Origin of the sequence: Caulobacter endophyticus (assembly GCF_029543245.1) — a bacterium.
GTDB classification, from domain to species: Bacteria; Pseudomonadota; Alphaproteobacteria; order Caulobacterales; family Caulobacteraceae; genus Caulobacter; species Caulobacter endophyticus_A.
Window position 1 is genome coordinate 22,248 of the sequence record NZ_JARQWV010000025.1, and the last position, 16,069, is coordinate 38,316.

The 16,069-nt window shown below is 69.6% G+C and carries 13 protein-coding genes and 1 pseudogene; 9 read left to right on the forward strand and 5 right to left on the reverse strand.

Going from position 1 to position 16,069, the window contains the following annotated elements; genetic code table 11:
* Positions 1 to 8: 8 nt before the first annotated feature.
* On the reverse strand, positions 9 to 269 hold the full coding sequence (locus P7A99_RS20680) for a helix-turn-helix domain-containing protein (RefSeq protein ID WP_277795636.1): 261 nt from the start codon (positions 267 to 269) through the stop codon (positions 9 to 11).
* Positions 270 to 340: 71 nt separating this feature from the next.
* Here P7A99_RS20680 and ybaL point away from each other — a divergent pair, with 71 nt between their 5' ends.
* Positions 341 to 1,987, forward strand: a complete 1,647-nt coding sequence (gene ybaL, locus P7A99_RS20685) for a YbaL family putative K(+) efflux transporter (protein ID WP_277795637.1) — start codon at positions 341 to 343, stop codon at positions 1,985 to 1,987.
* Between the two features lie 174 nt (positions 1,988 to 2,161).
* On the opposite strand, the gene P7A99_RS20690 is transcribed toward ybaL, so the two are convergent.
* The gene (locus P7A99_RS20690) at positions 2,162 to 2,953 is read right to left on the reverse strand and encodes a TerC family protein (protein ID WP_277795638.1); all 792 of its coding nucleotides are present in this window, start codon (positions 2,951 to 2,953) and stop codon (positions 2,162 to 2,164) included.
* A gap of 117 nt (positions 2,954 to 3,070) precedes the next feature.
* Here P7A99_RS20690 and P7A99_RS20695 point away from each other — a divergent pair, with 117 nt between their 5' ends.
* The 6 genes and pseudogenes from P7A99_RS20695 (at position 3,071) to P7A99_RS20715 (ending at position 8,674) form a co-directional block, all read left to right on the forward strand.
* Entirely contained in the window at positions 3,071 to 4,168 is a 1,098-nt protein-coding gene (locus P7A99_RS20695; protein ID WP_277795639.1) for an acyltransferase family protein, read from the forward strand.
* A gap of 69 nt (positions 4,169 to 4,237) precedes the next feature.
* On the forward strand, positions 4,238 to 4,924 hold the full coding sequence (locus P7A99_RS20700; protein ID WP_277795640.1) for a CHAP domain-containing protein: 687 nt from the start codon (positions 4,238 to 4,240) through the stop codon (positions 4,922 to 4,924).
* An 83-nt stretch (positions 4,925 to 5,007) separates the two neighbouring features.
* Positions 5,008 to 5,967 (forward strand): magnesium transporter CorA family protein, encoded by a 960-nt coding sequence (locus P7A99_RS20705; protein WP_277795641.1) that lies wholly within the window; start codon positions 5,008 to 5,010, stop codon positions 5,965 to 5,967.
* Positions 5,968 to 6,047: 80 nt separating this feature from the next.
* Positions 6,048 to 7,295: a pentapeptide repeat-containing protein gene (locus P7A99_RS20710; RefSeq protein ID WP_277795642.1), complete on the forward strand. Its 1,248-nt coding sequence runs from the start codon at positions 6,048 to 6,050 to the stop codon at positions 7,293 to 7,295.
* A 72-nt stretch (positions 7,296 to 7,367) separates the two neighbouring features.
* Positions 7,368 to 7,454 (forward strand): annotated as a pseudogene (locus tag P7A99_RS25265) (hypothetical protein); the annotation flags it as partial.
* Between the two features lie 119 nt (positions 7,455 to 7,573).
* Positions 7,574 to 8,674, forward strand: coding sequence for an SGNH/GDSL hydrolase family protein (locus P7A99_RS20715; protein ID WP_277795643.1), 1,101 nt, complete (start codon positions 7,574 to 7,576; stop codon positions 8,672 to 8,674).
* Between the two features lie 143 nt (positions 8,675 to 8,817).
* On the opposite strand, the gene P7A99_RS20720 is transcribed toward P7A99_RS20715, so the two are convergent.
* Positions 8,818 to 9,675 (reverse strand): enoyl-CoA hydratase-related protein, encoded by an 858-nt coding sequence (locus P7A99_RS20720; RefSeq protein ID WP_277795644.1) that lies wholly within the window; start codon positions 9,673 to 9,675, stop codon positions 8,818 to 8,820.
* An 81-nt stretch (positions 9,676 to 9,756) separates the two neighbouring features.
* Here P7A99_RS20720 and P7A99_RS20725 point away from each other — a divergent pair, with 81 nt between their 5' ends.
* Entirely contained in the window at positions 9,757 to 10,545 is a 789-nt protein-coding gene (locus tag P7A99_RS20725) for an SH3 domain-containing protein (RefSeq protein WP_277795645.1), read from the forward strand.
* Positions 10,546 to 10,658: 113 nt separating this feature from the next.
* Here P7A99_RS20725 and P7A99_RS20730 read toward each other — a convergent pair whose 3' ends face one another.
* Entirely contained in the window at positions 10,659 to 12,665 is a 2,007-nt protein-coding gene (locus P7A99_RS20730; protein WP_277795646.1) for a methyl-accepting chemotaxis protein, read from the reverse strand.
* A gap of 277 nt (positions 12,666 to 12,942) precedes the next feature.
* Here P7A99_RS20730 and P7A99_RS20735 point away from each other — a divergent pair, with 277 nt between their 5' ends.
* Positions 12,943 to 14,898: a sulfatase-like hydrolase/transferase gene (locus tag P7A99_RS20735; RefSeq protein WP_277795647.1), complete on the forward strand. Its 1,956-nt coding sequence runs from the start codon at positions 12,943 to 12,945 to the stop codon at positions 14,896 to 14,898.
* A 194-nt stretch (positions 14,899 to 15,092) separates the two neighbouring features.
* On the opposite strand, the gene P7A99_RS20740 is transcribed toward P7A99_RS20735, so the two are convergent.
* Positions 15,093 to 16,007, reverse strand: a complete 915-nt coding sequence (locus P7A99_RS20740) for a tyrosine recombinase XerC (protein WP_277795648.1) — start codon at positions 16,005 to 16,007, stop codon at positions 15,093 to 15,095.
* Positions 16,008 to 16,069 lie beyond the last annotated feature (62 nt).

Consider the following 16,069-nt stretch of genomic DNA (forward strand, 5'->3'; position numbering starts at 1 on the left):
TCCTGTCTCTAGTCTACGACCTTCTTCAGCCGTACGCCCGGGCCGGGCTCGCCGGTCTCCGCCGCCGGGATCAGCATCGCCCCGCCCTCTTCCAGCGCCTCGATGAGCAGCCGTTCGGTGCTATGGTGCAAGGCGTGGCGCTCGGTCTCGAAGTCCTTGACCGTGCTGCGCGACACCCCCGCCTTGTCCGCGAGCTCGCCTTGCGACCAGTTGAGCAGCCCGCGGGCGCCCCGACACTGGGCAGGAAGGAGAATTTTTGCGTGTGGCATCTGGTGTCCCACGGGTTCGTCACCCATAATGGTTGAGTACGCCCGAAAAAGATGACCGTCAAGGAGGCCCTTTGCACCACACCTCGCTGATCGCCACCATCGTCGCGGGCCTGGGCCTGGCCTTCATCTTCGGCGCGCTCGCCAATCGGTTGAAGCTGCCGGTGCTGGTCGGCTACCTGCTGGCGGGCGTCATCGTCGGCCCCTTTACGCCGGGCTATGTCGCCGACCAGGAGCTGGCCCCGCAGCTGGCCGAGATCGGCGTCATCCTGCTGATGTTCGGCGTGGGCCTGCACTTCTCGGTCAAGGACCTGATGGCGGTGCGCAAGATCGCCATTCCGGGCGCGGTGGCCCAAATCACCGCCGCCACCCTGATGGGCGTGGGCCTGGCGGTGGCGCTGGGTTGGGGCTGGGGTCCGGGCGTGGTGTTCGGCCTGGCCTTGTCGGTGGCCTCGACCGTGGTGCTGCTGCGCGCCCTGCAGGAGCGCCGGCTGATCGAGACCGACCGCGGCCGCATCGCCGTCGGCTGGCTGATCGTCGAGGACCTGGCCATGGTTCTGGCGCTCGTCCTGCTGCCGGCGCTGTCGGGCGCGCTGGGCGGGGTCGCCACGACCAGCGCCTCGGGCGGCATTCTCGGGGCCTTCGCCCTGACCATCGGCAAGGTCGCCGCCTTCGTCGCCTTCATGCTGATCGTCGGCCGGCGGGTCATTCCCTGGATCCTGCACCGCATCGCCCACACCGGCTCGCGCGAGCTGTTCCGCCTGGCGGTGCTGGCCATCGCGCTGGGCGTGGCGTTCGGCTCGGCCGCCCTGTTCGGCGTGTCCTTCGCCCTGGGCGCCTTCTTCGCCGGCATGATCATGGCCGAGAGCGAGCTGTCGCATCAGGCCGCCAACGAGACCCTGCCGCTGCGTGACGCCTTCGCGGTGCTGTTCTTCGTCTCGATCGGAATGCTGTTCGATCCCATGGTGCTGCTGCGCGAGCCGCTGGCGGTGCTGGCCACCGTGGCGATCATCGTGCTGGGCAAGTCGGTGGCCGCCTATTTCATCGTCGTGGCCTTCAAGCGCCCGCGCAGCGTGGCCCTGACCATCTCGGTCAGCCTGGCCCAGATCGGCGAGTTCTCGTTCATCCTGGCGGGCCTGGGCGTGTCGCTGAAGCTGCTGCCGCCCGAGGGCCGCGACCTGATCCTGGCCGGCGCCATCCTGTCGATCCTGATCAACCCGCTGCTGTTCGCCTGGCTCGACAAGGCCATGGTCAAGGTCTCGGCCCGGGAAGCCCCCGCGCCGGTGGCCGCCGCCGCCCAGCCGCACGCGGTGCTGGTGGGCTACGGCCGGGTGGGCCGCACGGTGGCCGAGGGCCTGAAGAACCGCACGCCGCTGGTGGTGATCGAGGACGAGGTCGAGCGCGCCGCCGAACTGCGCGAGGCGGGCTACGAGGTGGTGCAAGGCAACGCCGTGCGGCCCGAGGTGCTGATGAAGGCGGGCCTGGACAAGGCCACCCACGTCTTCGTGGCGGTGCCCAGTCCGTTCGAGGCGGCGCGGATCATCGAGCAGGCCCGCGCGGCCAACCCCGACGCCCGCATCATCGCCCGCGCCTACACCGACGCCGACGTCGAGCTGCTGAGCCAGATGGGCGCCACCGAGGCCCTGATCGGCGAGCAGGAGATCGCCCGGGGAATGCTGCAGCGCGCCCCCAGACGCCAGCCGCCGCCGGCGGCGCACTGAGATCCCTCTCCCCTTGCGGGAGAGGGTGGCCTCCCGAAGGGAGGTCGGGTGAGGGGTTATTCGAAACAGAAACGCCGCGAAAGCTGATCAGCTTTCGCGGCGCTTCATGCCTGAGCCCCCCTCATCCGTCGGCTTTCGCCGACACCTTCTCCCGCAAGGGGAGAAGGATCAGGGTCACTCCTTCTTGTGCTTCCGATCCGCCGCGCGGCGCGAGAGCATGTTCAGGCCCTCCACGCCGGCCGAGAAGGCCATGGCGGTGTAGATGTAGCCCTTGGGCACGTGCACCCCGAAGCCCTCGGCGATCAGCACGGTGCCGATCATCAAGAGGAAGCCCAAGGCCAGCATGACCACGGTCGGGTTGGCGTTGATGAAGTTGCCCAGCGGGTCGGCGGCCAGCAGCATCACGGTCACGGCGGCGATCACGGCGATGACCATGATCGGCAGGTGGTCGGTCATGCCCACGGCGGTCAGGATCGAGTCGATCGAGAACACCAGGTCCAAGAGGATGATCTGGAAGATCGCCGCGCCGACGTTGGAGATCACCGCGCCGGTCTTGTCGAGCACGTCGTGGCTCTCGTGCTTGGGGTCGACCGTGTGGTGGATCTCCTTGGTGGCCTTCCAGATCAGGAACAGGCCGCCGGCGATCAGGATCAGGTCGCGCCAGGAGAAGGCGGTCTCGAAGGCCGGCTCGCCGTGGCTGCCCAGGGGGCCGACGATGCCCAGGTTGAAGACCGGGGCGGTCAGGCCGACGATGAAGGCGATGGTCGACAGCAAAGCAAGGCGCATGATCAGCGCCAGCGAGATGCCGATGCGGCGCACGCGTTGGCGATGTTCGGGCGGCAGCCGGTTCGACAGGATCGAGATGAACACCAGATTGTCGATCCCAAGCACGATTTCCATCGTCACCAGGGTGACGAGGGCGGCCCAGGCGCCCGGGTCGGTGGCGAGTTGAAGGAGTTCGTTCATGGGTCCTGACTAGGCTGGGTGAGAATTGAGCAGGTCCCAGCCCGCCGCTGAGCCCGCCGCGGCCGCCAAACGGCGGTCGGCGAATTGCGGCGAAACTCGGACACGGAAGAAGCAGATATGCCTGACGCCGCCCATATCAAGCCCCTAACCGCCTTGCGGTTTTTCGCCGCCTTCTGGGTGGTGATGTACCACTACTGGCCAAACCTCGCTGCGGCTGGTGCGGTTCCCGGCGTCGTGGCCAAGGGCTATCTGGGCGTCGAGGCCTTCTTCATCCTGTCGGGCTTCATCCTTTGCCACGTCTATCTGACGGCTTTCGGCGAGGGGCGGTTCGGCTATGGCGGCTTCCTGTGGAACCGGCTGGCGCGGGTCTATCCGCTGCACCTCTTCACCCTGGCGGGCGTGGGCCTGATGGCGATCGCCGCCGGGATCGCCGGCATCGCCGTCGACAAGAACATGCTGGCCTGGGACGCCCTGCCGGCCAACCTGCTGCTGGTCCAGGCCTGGGGCTTCGCTCCCGTGTCGGGCTGGAACCACCCCTCGTGGTCGATCTCGGCCGAGTGGTTCGCCTATCTTTCCTTCCCCGCCTTCGCCTTCGTCGCCTGGAAGCTGCGCAGCCGTCCGCTGGTGCTGACGGGCGCGGCCCTGGTGGTGATCGGCATGCTCTATCCCGCCTTCGAAAGGCTGGCCGGCTTCCCGCTGACCGAGGCCACGATCCGCTGGGGCGCCCTGCGCATCGTGCCGTGCTTCTTCTATGGCTGCGCGCTCTACACCCTGTGGAAGAGCCAGGAGGTCAGCCTGCGCGGCGCGGGAATCGGCGCCGCTTGCGCGGGCCTTCTTCTGCTCCTTACGGTGCAGCTTCAGGCGCCCGATGCGTTGATCGTGACCATTTTGGGCGGATTTATTCTATCGCTGGCGCGCCTGGCCAAGGCCGGCTCTACCTTCGCCACTCAAGGCGCGTTCGTGTATTTTGGCGAAATCAGCTATTCGACCTACATGATCTGTATTCCGTGGAAGATCCTGGCGATCAACGGTGCGGCAAAGCTCTTGAACATAGAGGGCGACAAACTGCCGCTGGCCGCCTGGGCGTTAATCGTTGCAGCCTTGATTCCACTGTCGGCGGCCTCTTACCACCTGGTGGAAAAGCCGGCCCGGGACTTGATGAAGTCTATGGCCAAACGGCGCCGTAGCGCGGCGGCAACCGCCACTGTGGCCTAATAAACACTCTTTTCATATTTTTCCGTCAGGGTTATCCCCCTACCCAGTGACGCGGGGGAGTACCCAAGCATGACGAAACGGAAGAGAGCCCTTTGGGGTTCCCTGGCCGCTGCGGCCATGATCAGCCTCGCGCCGATCTCGAGCGCCGTGGCCGACGGGTACTGGCAGTGCGTGCCCTTCGCCCGCCTGATGTCGGGCATCCAGATCTTCGGCGACGCCCGCACCTGGTGGGGCCAGGCCACCGGCAAGTACGAGACCGGTTTCACGCCCAAGGCCGGCGCCGTTCTCTGCTTCAAGCCCACCGGCCGCATGAACCTCGGCCACGTGGCCTTCGTTTCGCAAGTCCTTACCGACCGGGTGATCCAGGTCACCCACGCCAACTGGTCCGTCATGAACGGCGCCCGCGGCCAGGTCGAAAAGGACGTCACCGTCGTCGACGTCTCGCCCAACGGCGACTGGAGCCAGGTCAAGGTCTGGTACGACCCGATCCGCGATCTCGGCACCACGGTCTATCCGACCCACGGCTTCATCTATCAGAACCAGCAGGCGGTCACGATCGCCGCGGCGACCAGCAAGCTGGCGCTCGCCCAGAACGCCGCCGTGTCGCTGGCCAAGCAAGCCGCCAACCAGGTCGCCTCGTCGGTCCGCGCCAACCCGCTGGACATGATCAACCAGGCCGCCGACTCTACCGACCGCATCGCCGCCCTGATCGCCGCCGCCCAGGGCGAAGACAAGCCGGCCCAGCCGCCGCGCTGATCTCCACATCGATCGACGCCCAGGTGCGTTGACGCGACCCAAAGCCCCTGCCACACCCGTGAGGTGAAGGTCCGGGTCGATCCATGCTGAGAGTTCTCCGACAAGGCGCCCCGGGCTTCGAGCCGGGCGGCCAGACGCCCGACTGGCGGCTGCCGACCGACGCCGTCTGGATCGAGCTGGTCGACCCCACCCGCGCCGAGGAAGTGGCCGTCGAACAGTCGATCGGCCTCCTGCTGCCCACCCGCGAGGAGATGGCCGAGATCGAGGCCTCCTCGCGCCTCTACCAGGAGGACGGCGGCACCTTCATGACCGCCACCATCCTGGTCAACGCCGAGGGCGAGCTGCCCACGGCGGCCCCGGTGACCTTCGTGCTGGCCGGCGACAAGCTGGTGACCATCCGCTACGTCGAGCCGCGCGCCTTCTCGGTGTTCGCCGCCCAGGCCGAGCGCCAGCCCAGCCTGTGCCCGCACGGCCCCCAGACCTTCCTGGGCCTGCTCGACGCCATCGTCGACCGCACCGCCGACATCCTCGAGCGCACCGCCGGCGAGGTCGAGACCCAGTCGCGCACCATCTTCGGCCGCCCGCGCGGCGCGGCCTTCGAAAAGATTCTCGACCGCCTGGGCCGGGCCCAGAACGTCAACGCCAAGGCCCGCGACAGCCTGGTCAGCCTGGCGCGCCTTTTGTCCTTCGCCAGCCTCGCCGAGCAGTTCGAGGGCGACAAGGACCTGCGCGACCACCTGAAATCGCTGCAGCGCGACGTGCAGTCGATCACCGACCATTCCAGCTACCTGTCGGGCAACATCACCTTCCTGCTCGACGCAGCGCTGGGCTTCATCAACATCGAGCAGAACCAGATCTTCAAGATCTTCTCGGTGTTCTCGGCGGTGCTGCTGCCGCCCACCCTGATCGCCGGGATCTACGGCATGAACTTCGAGCACATGCCCGAGCTGCGCTGGGCCGAGGGCTATCCCTGGGCGCTCGGCCTGATGCTGGCCGCGGCGGTGATTCCGCTGCTGTGGTTCCGTCGCAAGGGCTGGCTGTGACTTGTTTCACAGCCGCAAAACAAACCGTTCCTTAAGCGGAGCAAAGGCATAACCGGCCGAACCGCTTGATAAAAAAGCCAATGTCGCCCCTTCCCGCCGCATCTCCGCAGAGCCTGATCCGCAAGGCTCCCGCCGCCGCCGTCAAGGCCGCGGTGGAGGCGCATGGCCGCTACATGAAGGGCCTGCCCGGCGGGCGGCGCGCGACCCTGGCCTATCTGGACCTGTCGCACTTCGAGCTCGACGGCGCGGATCTTTCCGAGGCCGACCTGACCGGCGCGCTCCTGGCCGGGGTTTCGCTGCGCGGCGCGATCCTTGACCGGGCGGTGCTCTACGGCGCAGACCTGCGCGACGCCGACCTGCGCGGCGCGCGCCTGACCCGCGTCGACATGCGCGGGGCCTATCTGCGCGGCGCCAACCTGTCGGGGGCCGACCTCTCCGGCTGCGACCTGCGCGAGGGCCTGACCGCCGTGCAGGACGGCGCCGAGGGTTTCCGCCTGCTGCGCCACGCCGAGGACGGGGCCGGCCTCGACTACGCCCTGCTGAAGGGCGCCAAGATGAGCGGGGCCCAGATGTCGGGCGCCTTCGCCCGCGCCGCCGACCTGACCGACGCCGACCTCTCGGGCGCCACCCTGTCGGGCGCGCGGCTGAACAACGCCACCATGAACCGGGTCGACCTGTCGGGCGCCGAGATCTTCGGGGCCGACCTGTCGGGCGCCCTGCTGCGGCGGGCGGTGATGACCGGGGTCGACACCTCGGGCGCCAATCTCGAGGACGCCGACCTGGCCGAGGTGCTGCGCGCCCCGCCGCCGCTGATCTATGTCGACGACCAGCCGCTGCACGAACTGCTGGAGACGCACGAGCGCTTCTGCGCCACCAGCGGGGCCGAGGGCCGGGCGATCAACATCCCGCAGGTCGATTTCCGGCCGCTGCGCCGCCTTAAGGGCCGCAAGCTCAGCGGCCTCGCCGCCCCTGGGGCCATCCTGTTCGGCATGGACCTGGAAGGCGTCGAGCTGCAGGGCGCCAACCTGATCGGCGCCGACTTGCGCGGCGCCAACCTGCGCAAGGCCGACCTGCGCGGCGCGCGCCTGACCGACGCCGACCTGGCCCGCGCCGACCTGTCGGGCGCCAAGCTCGGGCCGCTGGTCATCGGCGAAGGCCGCGCCCTGCGCGCCGACCTCACCCGCGCCACCCTGCGTAGCGCCAACCTGTCGGGCGCCAGCGCCGCCCGCGCCCGCCTGATCGGTGCAGACCTGTCGCGCGCCAACCTCGCCGGCTGCGACCTGCGCGGCGCGGAGCTGCCCGAGGGCTTCGTTCCGCCCAAGGGCTGAACCCCGCTCCCAAGCGTCGTCATCCCGGCCCCCCGGGTCGCGCGAAGCGCGCCCGAGGACAGGCTCCGCGAAGCGGAGAGCCGGGACCCAGGGGCGGCCGGCACGGCGCTTCAGCCGCGAACCTCACCTCAACGCCCAGCCCCCCTGGGTCCCGGATAAGCCCTGCGGGCTTTCCGGGATGACGAAGGAGGGAAAGCTGCGACGAGGAATACCTTTTCCGTCTTTCCTTATTGCCCCCACCCGCTACACGAAGCCCTCGCACACGACGGGAGGGCGCGATGGGACTTCGAGGGCTTCTGACGGCCGCGGCTCTGGCCGCCCTGGTTCCCGCCCTTGGGCTGGCCCAGCCGCGCCTGGCCCCCGCCCCTGAAACCGCCGCCCGGACGCCCCTGCCCGCCCTGGCCGGCGGCCGCGTCGTGGCCGGGCCCGAGGGCTGGACCTACCAGTGGCCCAGCGCCCGCTTCGAGGCCGCCTTCGCCGGCGAGGCGGTGCTGTTCAAGGTCGGGGCCGGCGACCAGATCCTGCACCTGTCCATCGACGGCTCGCCGGTCGGCCGGCTGATCAAGCCCGCCCCCGGCCTCTACCGCATCGAGGGCCTGGCCAACGGCCGCCACCTGGTGGCCGCCAGCGTCGTCAACGAGATGCAGGCCGCGCCCGCCCGGTTCGGCGGCTTCTTCCTCGACGGCGGCCGCCCCCTGCCGCTGGCCGCGCCCCGCCGCCAGATCGAGTTCATCGGCGACTCCCACAGCGTCGGCTACGGCGACGCCTCCGAGGTCCGGGCCTGCCCCGGCGACGGGGTGTGGATGACCACCGACAACTCCATCGCGTTTGGCCCGCTGACCGCCCAGCGCTTCGGCGCCGAGCGCCAGGTCAACGCCATCTCGGGCCGCGGGATCGTGCGCAATTTCGACGGCATGGCCGGCGACACCCTGCCGCTCGCCTGGCCCAAGGCCCTGCTGGGCGCCGCGCCCGCCTACGCCAACGACGACTGGCGTCCGCAGGTGGTGGTGATCAACCTGGGCACCAACGACTTCTCCACCCCGCTGAAGCCCGGCGAGCCGTGGAAGGACCGCCAGGCCCTGCGCGACGACTACGTGGCGACCTACGCCCGCTTCGTGCGCGACATCCGCGCCCGCCAGCCCCAGGCCTTCGTCATCTTGCTGGCCCCGCCCAGCGCCGACAGCGAGATCGCCGCCCAGGTCGACCGCGTCGCCGAGACCCTGACGGCCGGCGGCGAGACCCGCCTGGCCGTCATCCCGGTGGGCGAGATGGAACTGACCGGCTGCGACTGGCACCCCTCGGCCCGCGACCAGCAGGGCATCTCCGACAAGCTGTCGGCCTTCCTCGCCCAGCGGCCGGAGATCTGGCAGGGGCGGTGAAATAGGTCCTCCCCCTCTGGGGGAGGTGTCGCCAAAGGCGACGGAGGGGGTGTGGCTACGAGGGCGAGACGCTCAGCGGAAGCTGAAAACCTCCCCCCTTCGGCCCTGCGGGCCACCTCCCCCAGAGGGGGAGGATCTGCGCTTCAGATCCCCGCCTTGATCGGCGCCAGGTCCGGATAGACCGGCTCGCGCTTGCCGGCCTTGGCGGCGAAGGCCTCGGCCATGTGCGGGCCGGCCAGCATCCCCGACTGCCAGACGGCCAGGTAGTCGAGGGTGTCGGCCGTCGAGTGGTCGCGGGCGTAGTTGATGATCACCTTGCTGCCGGTCACCGCCAGCGGGGTCTTGGAAGCGATCTCGCGGGCCGTCTCCAGGGCGTGGGCGACCACCGCCTCGTGGCTGTCGAACACGGCGTTGACCAAACCCAGCTCCAGCGCCTTGGCCGCAGGCAGCTTGCGGCCGGTATAGGCCAGTTCCTTGACCCAGCCCTCGGGGATGAGCTTGCACAGCCGCGGGAAGGTGCCGACGTCGGCGGTCATGCCGATATTGATCTCCTGGATCACGAAATAGGCGTCCGACGTCGCGTAGCGGATGTCGCAGGCGGTGGCGAAGTCGACCGCCCCGCCGATGCAGCCGCCCTGGATGGCCATGATCACCGGCATCCGCGCCCGCTCCAGGCACGAGAAGGTCTCCTGCAGGCCCTTGACCTTGTGGCGGAAGGCCTCGGCGGCCACGTGGCGGTCGACCGGCTCGCCACCGGTGATCCCCTCGTCGGCGAACACCGAAAGATCCATGCCGGCGCTGAAGTGCTTGCCGGTGGAAGAGATGACGATCGCCCTCACCCCGCCCCGCTGATCCAGGTCATTCACGATCGCCGGCAGCTCCCGCCAGAACGAACGCGTCATGCTGTTGAAGCTTTCCGCCCTTATCAGCTTCAGGTGAGCGACGCCCGCTTCGACCTCTACCGTGAAACAGCTATAGTCGGACGGTGCAGTATTACCCATCGTCGCCTCCCTTATCATTGTTCACCTGAACGATAGCACGGGCGGCGGCGGCGACGTCAAACCCCCTTGGAGGATCGCGTCATGAGCAAGTCCATCCCCACCGCCCTGTCGATCGCCGCCGTGCTGGCGACCGGCCTGGCCGCGCCCCTCCCCGCCCTGGCCCAGGGCAAGCCGCTGGGCGGCCTGTTCTCCTGCGACGCTGGCGGCGGCAAGCAGGAGGGCGGCGCCCTGATCGGGGCCGGCGTCGGCGCCCTCTTGGGCACCCAGGTGGCCAAGAACGAGAAGGGCCTGGGCGCCCTGGTCGGCGCGGCCGCCGGCGCGGCGGCGGGCTCCTATATCGGCTGCCGCATGCAGTCGACCGACACCGCCCGCGCCCAGGCCGCCACCAAGAAGGCCCTGGAAACCGGCCAGTCGCAGGCCTGGAGCAACCCGCGCACCGGCGCCTCGGGCCGCGTCGACGTGGTGGCCTCGACCTACGGACCGCCGATCGCCGGCGACCAGCTGCGCTTCGAGCGCAACATCCGTCAGCTGGCCAGCTACGACGCCGTCGGCGCCGACTACACCGTCCGCTCGACCGCCAACCTGCGCGCCGGTCCGTCGACCAGCGAGAGCGTGGTCGGCAAGCTGACGGCCGGCGAGCGCGTCGAGGTGCTGGGCGGCGTGCCCGGCTCCAACTGGCTGCTGGTCGGCCGTGGCGGCTACGGCACGGGCTATGTCTCGAGCAGCCTGCTGACCGCCGGCGGCTACGGCCCCGAACCGTCGTGCCGCACCATCGCCGCCTCGATCTCGACCCGCGGCCAGCGCCCGACCACCGAGCGCTACAACGCTTGCAAGGACGGCCGCGGCGAGTGGCAGCTGACCCAGGTCTAGCCTGCCCCCTCCTCCCCGTTCGGGAGCGGATACAAGAAACCCCGCCGGCGGCGCCGGCGGGGTTTTTCAGTTCAGGGAGGATACGCCCCCGATACGCGGGGCGTCTTACGCGATCAGAATTCTTCCCAGTCGTCGCTGCTGGCGGCCGGGGCCGACGAGGCGAAGGCGGCGAGCTTGGCCTGGGCCGAGCGGACCGGATTGACGCCCGGGCGGCTGTCGGCGCCGGCCAGCGACACGGCCGGCTTGGCGGCGGCGGGCGCCGGACGCGACACCGGGGGCGGCGCGGCGACGCGGCGGGTCGAACCACCGCCGGCCGAGGCGCGGCGAGCTTCGGCGCCCGAGACCTGGAAGCGCGAGATCATCTGCATCAGGCCGTTGGCCTCGCCCTTCAGGCTGTGGCTGGCCGCGGTCGACTGCTCGACCATGGCGGCGTTCTGCTGGACGGTCTGGTCCATCTGGTTGACGGCGGCGTTGACCTGATTGAGGCCGGTGGCCTGCTCCTGGCCCGAGGCCGCGATCTCGCCGACCAGGGCGTCGATCTCGCCGACCTTGCTGACGATGGCCTGCAGGGCCTCGCCGGTCTGGCCGACCATCGACACGCCCTGATTGACCTGCTGGCTCGAGGTCGAGATGAGGGTCTTGATCTCCTTGGCGGCCTCGGCCGAGCGCTGGGCCAGGGCCCGCACTTCCTGGGCGACGACCGCGAAGCCCTTGCCGGCGTCGCCGGCGCGAGCCGCCTCGACGCCCGCGTTCAGGGCCAGAAGGTTGGTCTGGAAGGCGATCTCGTCGATCACGCCGATAATCTGGCTGATCTCGGTCGAGGACTTCTCGATCTGCTGCATGGCGTCGACGGCGCCCTTGACGACGACGCTGGAGCGTTCGGCGTCGGCGCGGGTCGAGCCGACCACGCGCGAGGCCTCCTGGGCGCCGGCCGACGAGCGGCGGACGGTGGCGGTGATCTCGTCCAGGGCCGCGGCGGTCTCTTCCAGGCTGGCGGCCTGCTGCTCGCTGCGGCGCGACAGGTCGTCGGCGGCCGAGGCGATCTCGTCACTGCCCGCGCCGATGCCGTTGGCGGCATGGACGATGGTGCGCATGGCGTCTTCCATCTGGGCGATGGCGCCGTTGAAGTCGGACTGCAGGCGCTTGTAGTCGGCCGGGAAGTCGGCGTCGACGCGATAGGTCAGGTCGCCCTCGGCCAGGCGGGTGAGGCCCGTGGCGATCTCTTCCATGACGAAGGCCTGCTCCTTGGCGGCGGCTTCGCGAACCTGTTCGTTGCGGCGGCGCTCGGCCTCGGTCTCGGCGGCGGCGCGCTGCTGGGCGGCCTCGGCGGTGCGCAGGGCCAGGGCGTTGTCCTTGAACACCTGGACCGAGCGGGCCATGGCGCCGACCTCGTCACGACGCTGGGCGCCGGCGACCTCGACGTCGACCGAGCCCTGGGCCAGGACCTCCATGGTCTTGGACAGCTGAACCAGCGGGCGCGAGATCTTGGCGCGACCGATCCACACGGCGTAGGCCAGGGCGGCGGCGGCCGAGATCAGGCCGAACAGCAGGGTGATGACGATGCCGGCCTGGGCGTCCTTCTGGGCCTTGCCGATGATCGCCTTGGTGTCGTTGGTGTGCTTGTCGGTCCAGTCCGAGACGTCCTTGGTCAGGGCGGTGATGTCCGGATCGATCACGGCCATGACCATGATGCCGGCCTCGTTGGCGTCCTGCAGGCCAAGGTCGGCGCCCTGGCGGCCGCTGTCGTAGACCTTCTTGAAGCGGGCGCGGAAGCCGGCCACGTCCTTGGCGGTCGACGGATCGGCCTTGGCCACCGCGTCGAGGCGCTCGTTGCCGCTCTTCAGGGCGTCGTCGATTTCCTGCGAGGCCTGCTTGGCCGCGTCGGACGCGCCCTCGTTGGCCACGGTGCGGTAGGCGGCGTAGCCGATGGTGGCGACGCGGCGGTTGAAGCGGGCCATCTCCAGCTCGGCCGGAGCGCGCTGCTGCACGATGTTGGATGCGGCGGCTTCCAGCTTTTTCTGCTGCCACACGCCCAGGCCAACGCAGGCGACGGCGACAAGCGCCAGCACGATGGCCGGCAGCATCACCTTGGTGGCGATCTTCAGATCGTCGAGCTTCATCAGGACTGTCCCGCTTTCAGCGTCCTCTCGCGCGCACTCGGCTTCGCGGAGGTGTTTCATCTTTGGATCCACAAAGCAGGGCGCGCGGTAAAAGCGTGGTTAAGCGCAGTGTTTTCGCAGACCCGCGCGACTCCTTGTCGCAGGGCGAACGGCGGTTTTCGCCTTCGACGGAGCGACCCGAAAGCCGCCGTTATGTGAAGGCGAGCACAGTCGCGTCACAACTTCGGCGTCAGCTTCCCGACATTCGGGGCCGACAATCGCCCGTGGGGAGGCCGACATGACCAAGCGACCCAACATCCTCTTGATCACCTGCGACCAGTATCGCTTTCCGCGCTTCTCCTACGGAGCCGCCCACGGCCTGGCCGAGGGCCTGAAGGACGTGCTGGGCTTCCAGCCGCTGAAGCCGGACAACGACTACATCCAGCACTTCCCGGGGCTGGCGGCCCTGCGCGACAACGCCGTGCTGCTGGCCAACCACACCATCGCCGCCAGCGCCTGCACGCCCAGCCGCACGGTGATCTATACCGGCCAGTACGGCACGCGCACCGGCGTCACCCAGACCGACGGCCTGTTCAAGAGCGGGGATTCGCCCAACTTCCCGTGGCTGGCGCAGGGCGGCATCCCGACCCTGGGCAACTGGATGCGCGAGGCCGGCTACACCACCCACTATTTCGGCAAGTGGCACGTCAGCGATCCGGTCCGCCACACGCTGGAGGACTACGGCTTCGACGACTGGGAAGAGAGCTGGCCCGAGCCGCACGGGGCGGCGATCAACAATCTGGGCCTCTATCGCGACGCCGGCTTTTCGGACACCGCCTGCGCCTTCATCCGCCGCCAGGCCCTGGCGGTGAACTACGACCGCGCCAGCGCCACCGCCCAGTCGCATGACCCTTATGCCTCGGGTCCCGATCCGGAAAACCTCAAACCGTGGTTCGCGGTGGCCTCGTTCACCAACCCCCACGACATCGCCACCTATCCGGCGGTGATCGGCCAGGCCCTGCCCAAGCCCGACGACAGCGGCGTGCAGGGCATCTTCCAGCCGCTGACCGTGCCGCTGCAAGGCCAGCGCAGCCCGCCGCCGACGGCGGGCACGGCGACCGTCCCGCTCAATCCCGGCGGTTTCGACCAGGAGTGCGGGCACGTGCCGCCCACCTGGGACGAGGACCTGTCGACCAAGCCCTCGGCCCAGCACGACTACGCCTGGAAGATGGGCCTGGCGCTCAATTCCAAGACCGGCTTCAACGTCGCGCGCGGCATGGGGATCACCGAGACCGACAAGGCCCTGGAGGCGGCGGCCGACATCGCCCTGCAGGGGCCGATCCCGTTCCAGCTGACCAGCGACCCGCGCGGCGGGGTCAAGGCCTTCGTCCAGCTCTATGGCTGGCTGCACAGCGTGGTCGACGTGCACATCGCCGCCGTGCTCGAGACGCTGGAGGCTACCGGCCAGGCCGACAACACCATCGTCGTCTTCCTCACCGACCACGGCGAGATGGCCGGCGCCCACGGCATGATGCTGGAGAAGTGGCACACCGCCTATCAGGAGGTGCTGCACGTGCCGGTGGTCGTGCGCTTCCCGCCGGGCCTGGCGCCCGAAGGACTTCCGGAAGGCGTCCCGCTGGCCAAGCAGGCCCTGACCAGCCACGCCGACATCGTGCCGACCATCCTGGGCCTGGCCGGCGTCGCCGAGGCCGAGCGCGACGCCATCGCCGGCGTGCTGGCCAAGACCCGGCCCGTCCCGCCGCTGCCGGGCGCCAACCTCGCGCCGCTGATCCGGGGCGAAACCGACCGGGTGATCGAGCCGGACGGCAGCGAGCGCAAGGGCGTGCTCTTCATCACCGACGACGAGATCACCGCGCCCCTGGCCCCGCTGAACAATCCGCACAACGCCAAGTGCGAAAAGGAATACGCTGTGTTCGACGCGGCGGTGGAGAAGGTGCGCAAGGGCAATCCCCTGCGGGCGCCGGTCGACATCGCCCCCGGCTCGGTGCGCCAGCCCAACCACGTGCGCTCGGTGCGCACCCTGACCCACAAGCTGACCCGCTATTTCGACCCGTCGGGCCGCGTCGGCCAGGAGTGGGAGATGTACGACCTGGTCGCCGACCCCAACGAGACGGTGAACCTCGTCTACGTCCAGGCGGATCCTCCCAAGGCACGGCTGGATCCGGCGTTGCAGCCGGAGGTCGACCGGCTGGCGGCGCTGCTGGCGGCGCTGGAGGAGCGGGATTTGAGCTGATACCGGCTCCCACGCCCATAACACTCGTCATCCCGGAAAGCCCGAAGGGCTTATCCGGGACCCCGGGGGACTGGGCTCCGTGGTCTGGTTCGCGCCCCAGCGTTGGCCCACGCATTGCGTCGGCCCCTAGGTCCCGGCTCTTCGCTGCGCTTCGGCCGGGATGACGATTAAGGGGAGCAAGAGAATGAGGGCCCTCAAGCCCGCGGATGCGCCTTGCCATACGCCGCCAGCAGGCCCTCGGCGTCGACCTGGGTGTAGCGCTGGGTCGTCGACAGCGAGGCGTGGCCCAGAAGGTCCTGGATCGAGCGCAGGTCGGCGCCGGCGCCCAGGAGGTGGGTGGCGAAGCTGTGGCGCAGGGCGTGGGGCGTGGCGCGATCCGAAAGGCCCAGGCGCCCGCGCAGCACTTGCATGGCCGCCTGCACGTGGCGCGGCGACAGCGGCCCGCCGCGCTTGGCCCGGAACAGCGGCTCGTTCGGCGCCAGCACGAACGGCAGGGCCGCGACATAGGCGTCGACCGCCGCGCGCACGGCGTCGAGCACCGGCACGATCCGGGTCTTGCCGCCCTTGCCGGTGATACGCAGCGTTTCGGCGAGCGGCGCGTCGGCGCGGGTCAGGGACAGGCCTTCGGAAATCCGCAGGCCGCAACCCCACAGCAAGGTCAGCACCGCCTCGTCGCGGGCGGCCTCCCATTCCTCGCGGTCGGGATCCAGTGCGATCTCGGCCAGCAGGCCCCGGGCCTGGTCTTCGGACACGGGGCGCGGCGCGCCGACCTTGATGCGCGGGCCGCGCACCAGGCCGATGGCGGCGTTGGGCGTGGAAAGGCGCGCGTCGAGAAAGCGGTGGAAGGCCCGGATCGACGACAGGCTCTGGCTGACCGAGCGCGGCGACAGCGGATGATCGCCCGAACGTCGGAAGGCCAGATAGGCCCTGAGGTCGGCGGCCGAGACCGCGCCGAGGTCCTTCAGCGACAGGGCGCCGCCGTTATGGCCCTCGATGAAGTTCAGATAGGCCAGCACGTTGTCGCCATAGGCCCGCACCGTGCGCGGCGAGGCGCGGCGCTCGTCGGCGAGGTGGGTCAGCCAGGCGGCCAGGGCTTCGCGGGCGGTCATGGAAAGATCCTCCCCCTCTGGGGGAGGTGTCGCCGAAGGCGACGGAGGGGGGAGTGGGGGAT

Bases quoted from the DNA above. Each gene is read 5' to 3' on its own strand.
- P7A99_RS20700 (WP_277795640.1), top strand. From the start codon at position 4,238: ATGACGAAACGGAAGAGAGCCCTTTGGGGTTCCCTGGCCGCTGCGGCC.
- P7A99_RS20735 (WP_277795647.1), top strand. From the start codon at position 12,943: ATGACCAAGCGACCCAACATCCTCTTGATCACCTGCGACCAGTATCGC.
- P7A99_RS20710 (WP_277795642.1), top strand. From the start codon at position 6,048: ATGTCGCCCCTTCCCGCCGCATCTCCGCAGAGCCTGATCCGCAAGGCT.
- P7A99_RS20715 (WP_277795643.1), top strand. From the start codon at position 7,574: ATGGGACTTCGAGGGCTTCTGACGGCCGCGGCTCTGGCCGCCCTGGTT.
- P7A99_RS20690 (WP_277795638.1), bottom strand. From the start codon at position 2,953: ATGAACGAACTCCTTCAACTCGCCACCGACCCGGGCGCCTGGGCCGCC.
- P7A99_RS20740 (WP_277795648.1), bottom strand. From the start codon at position 16,007: ATGACCGCCCGCGAAGCCCTGGCCGCCTGGCTGACCCACCTCGCCGAC.
- P7A99_RS20695 (WP_277795639.1), top strand. From the start codon at position 3,071: ATGCCTGACGCCGCCCATATCAAGCCCCTAACCGCCTTGCGGTTTTTC.
- P7A99_RS20730 (WP_277795646.1), bottom strand. From the start codon at position 12,665: ATGAAGCTCGACGATCTGAAGATCGCCACCAAGGTGATGCTGCCGGCC.
- P7A99_RS20680 (WP_277795636.1), bottom strand. From the start codon at position 269: ATGCCACACGCAAAAATTCTCCTTCCTGCCCAGTGTCGGGGCGCCCGC.
- P7A99_RS20725 (WP_277795645.1), top strand. From the start codon at position 9,757: ATGAGCAAGTCCATCCCCACCGCCCTGTCGATCGCCGCCGTGCTGGCG.
- P7A99_RS20705 (WP_277795641.1), top strand. From the start codon at position 5,008: ATGCTGAGAGTTCTCCGACAAGGCGCCCCGGGCTTCGAGCCGGGCGGC.
- P7A99_RS20720 (WP_277795644.1), bottom strand. From the start codon at position 9,675: ATGGGTAATACTGCACCGTCCGACTATAGCTGTTTCACGGTAGAGGTC.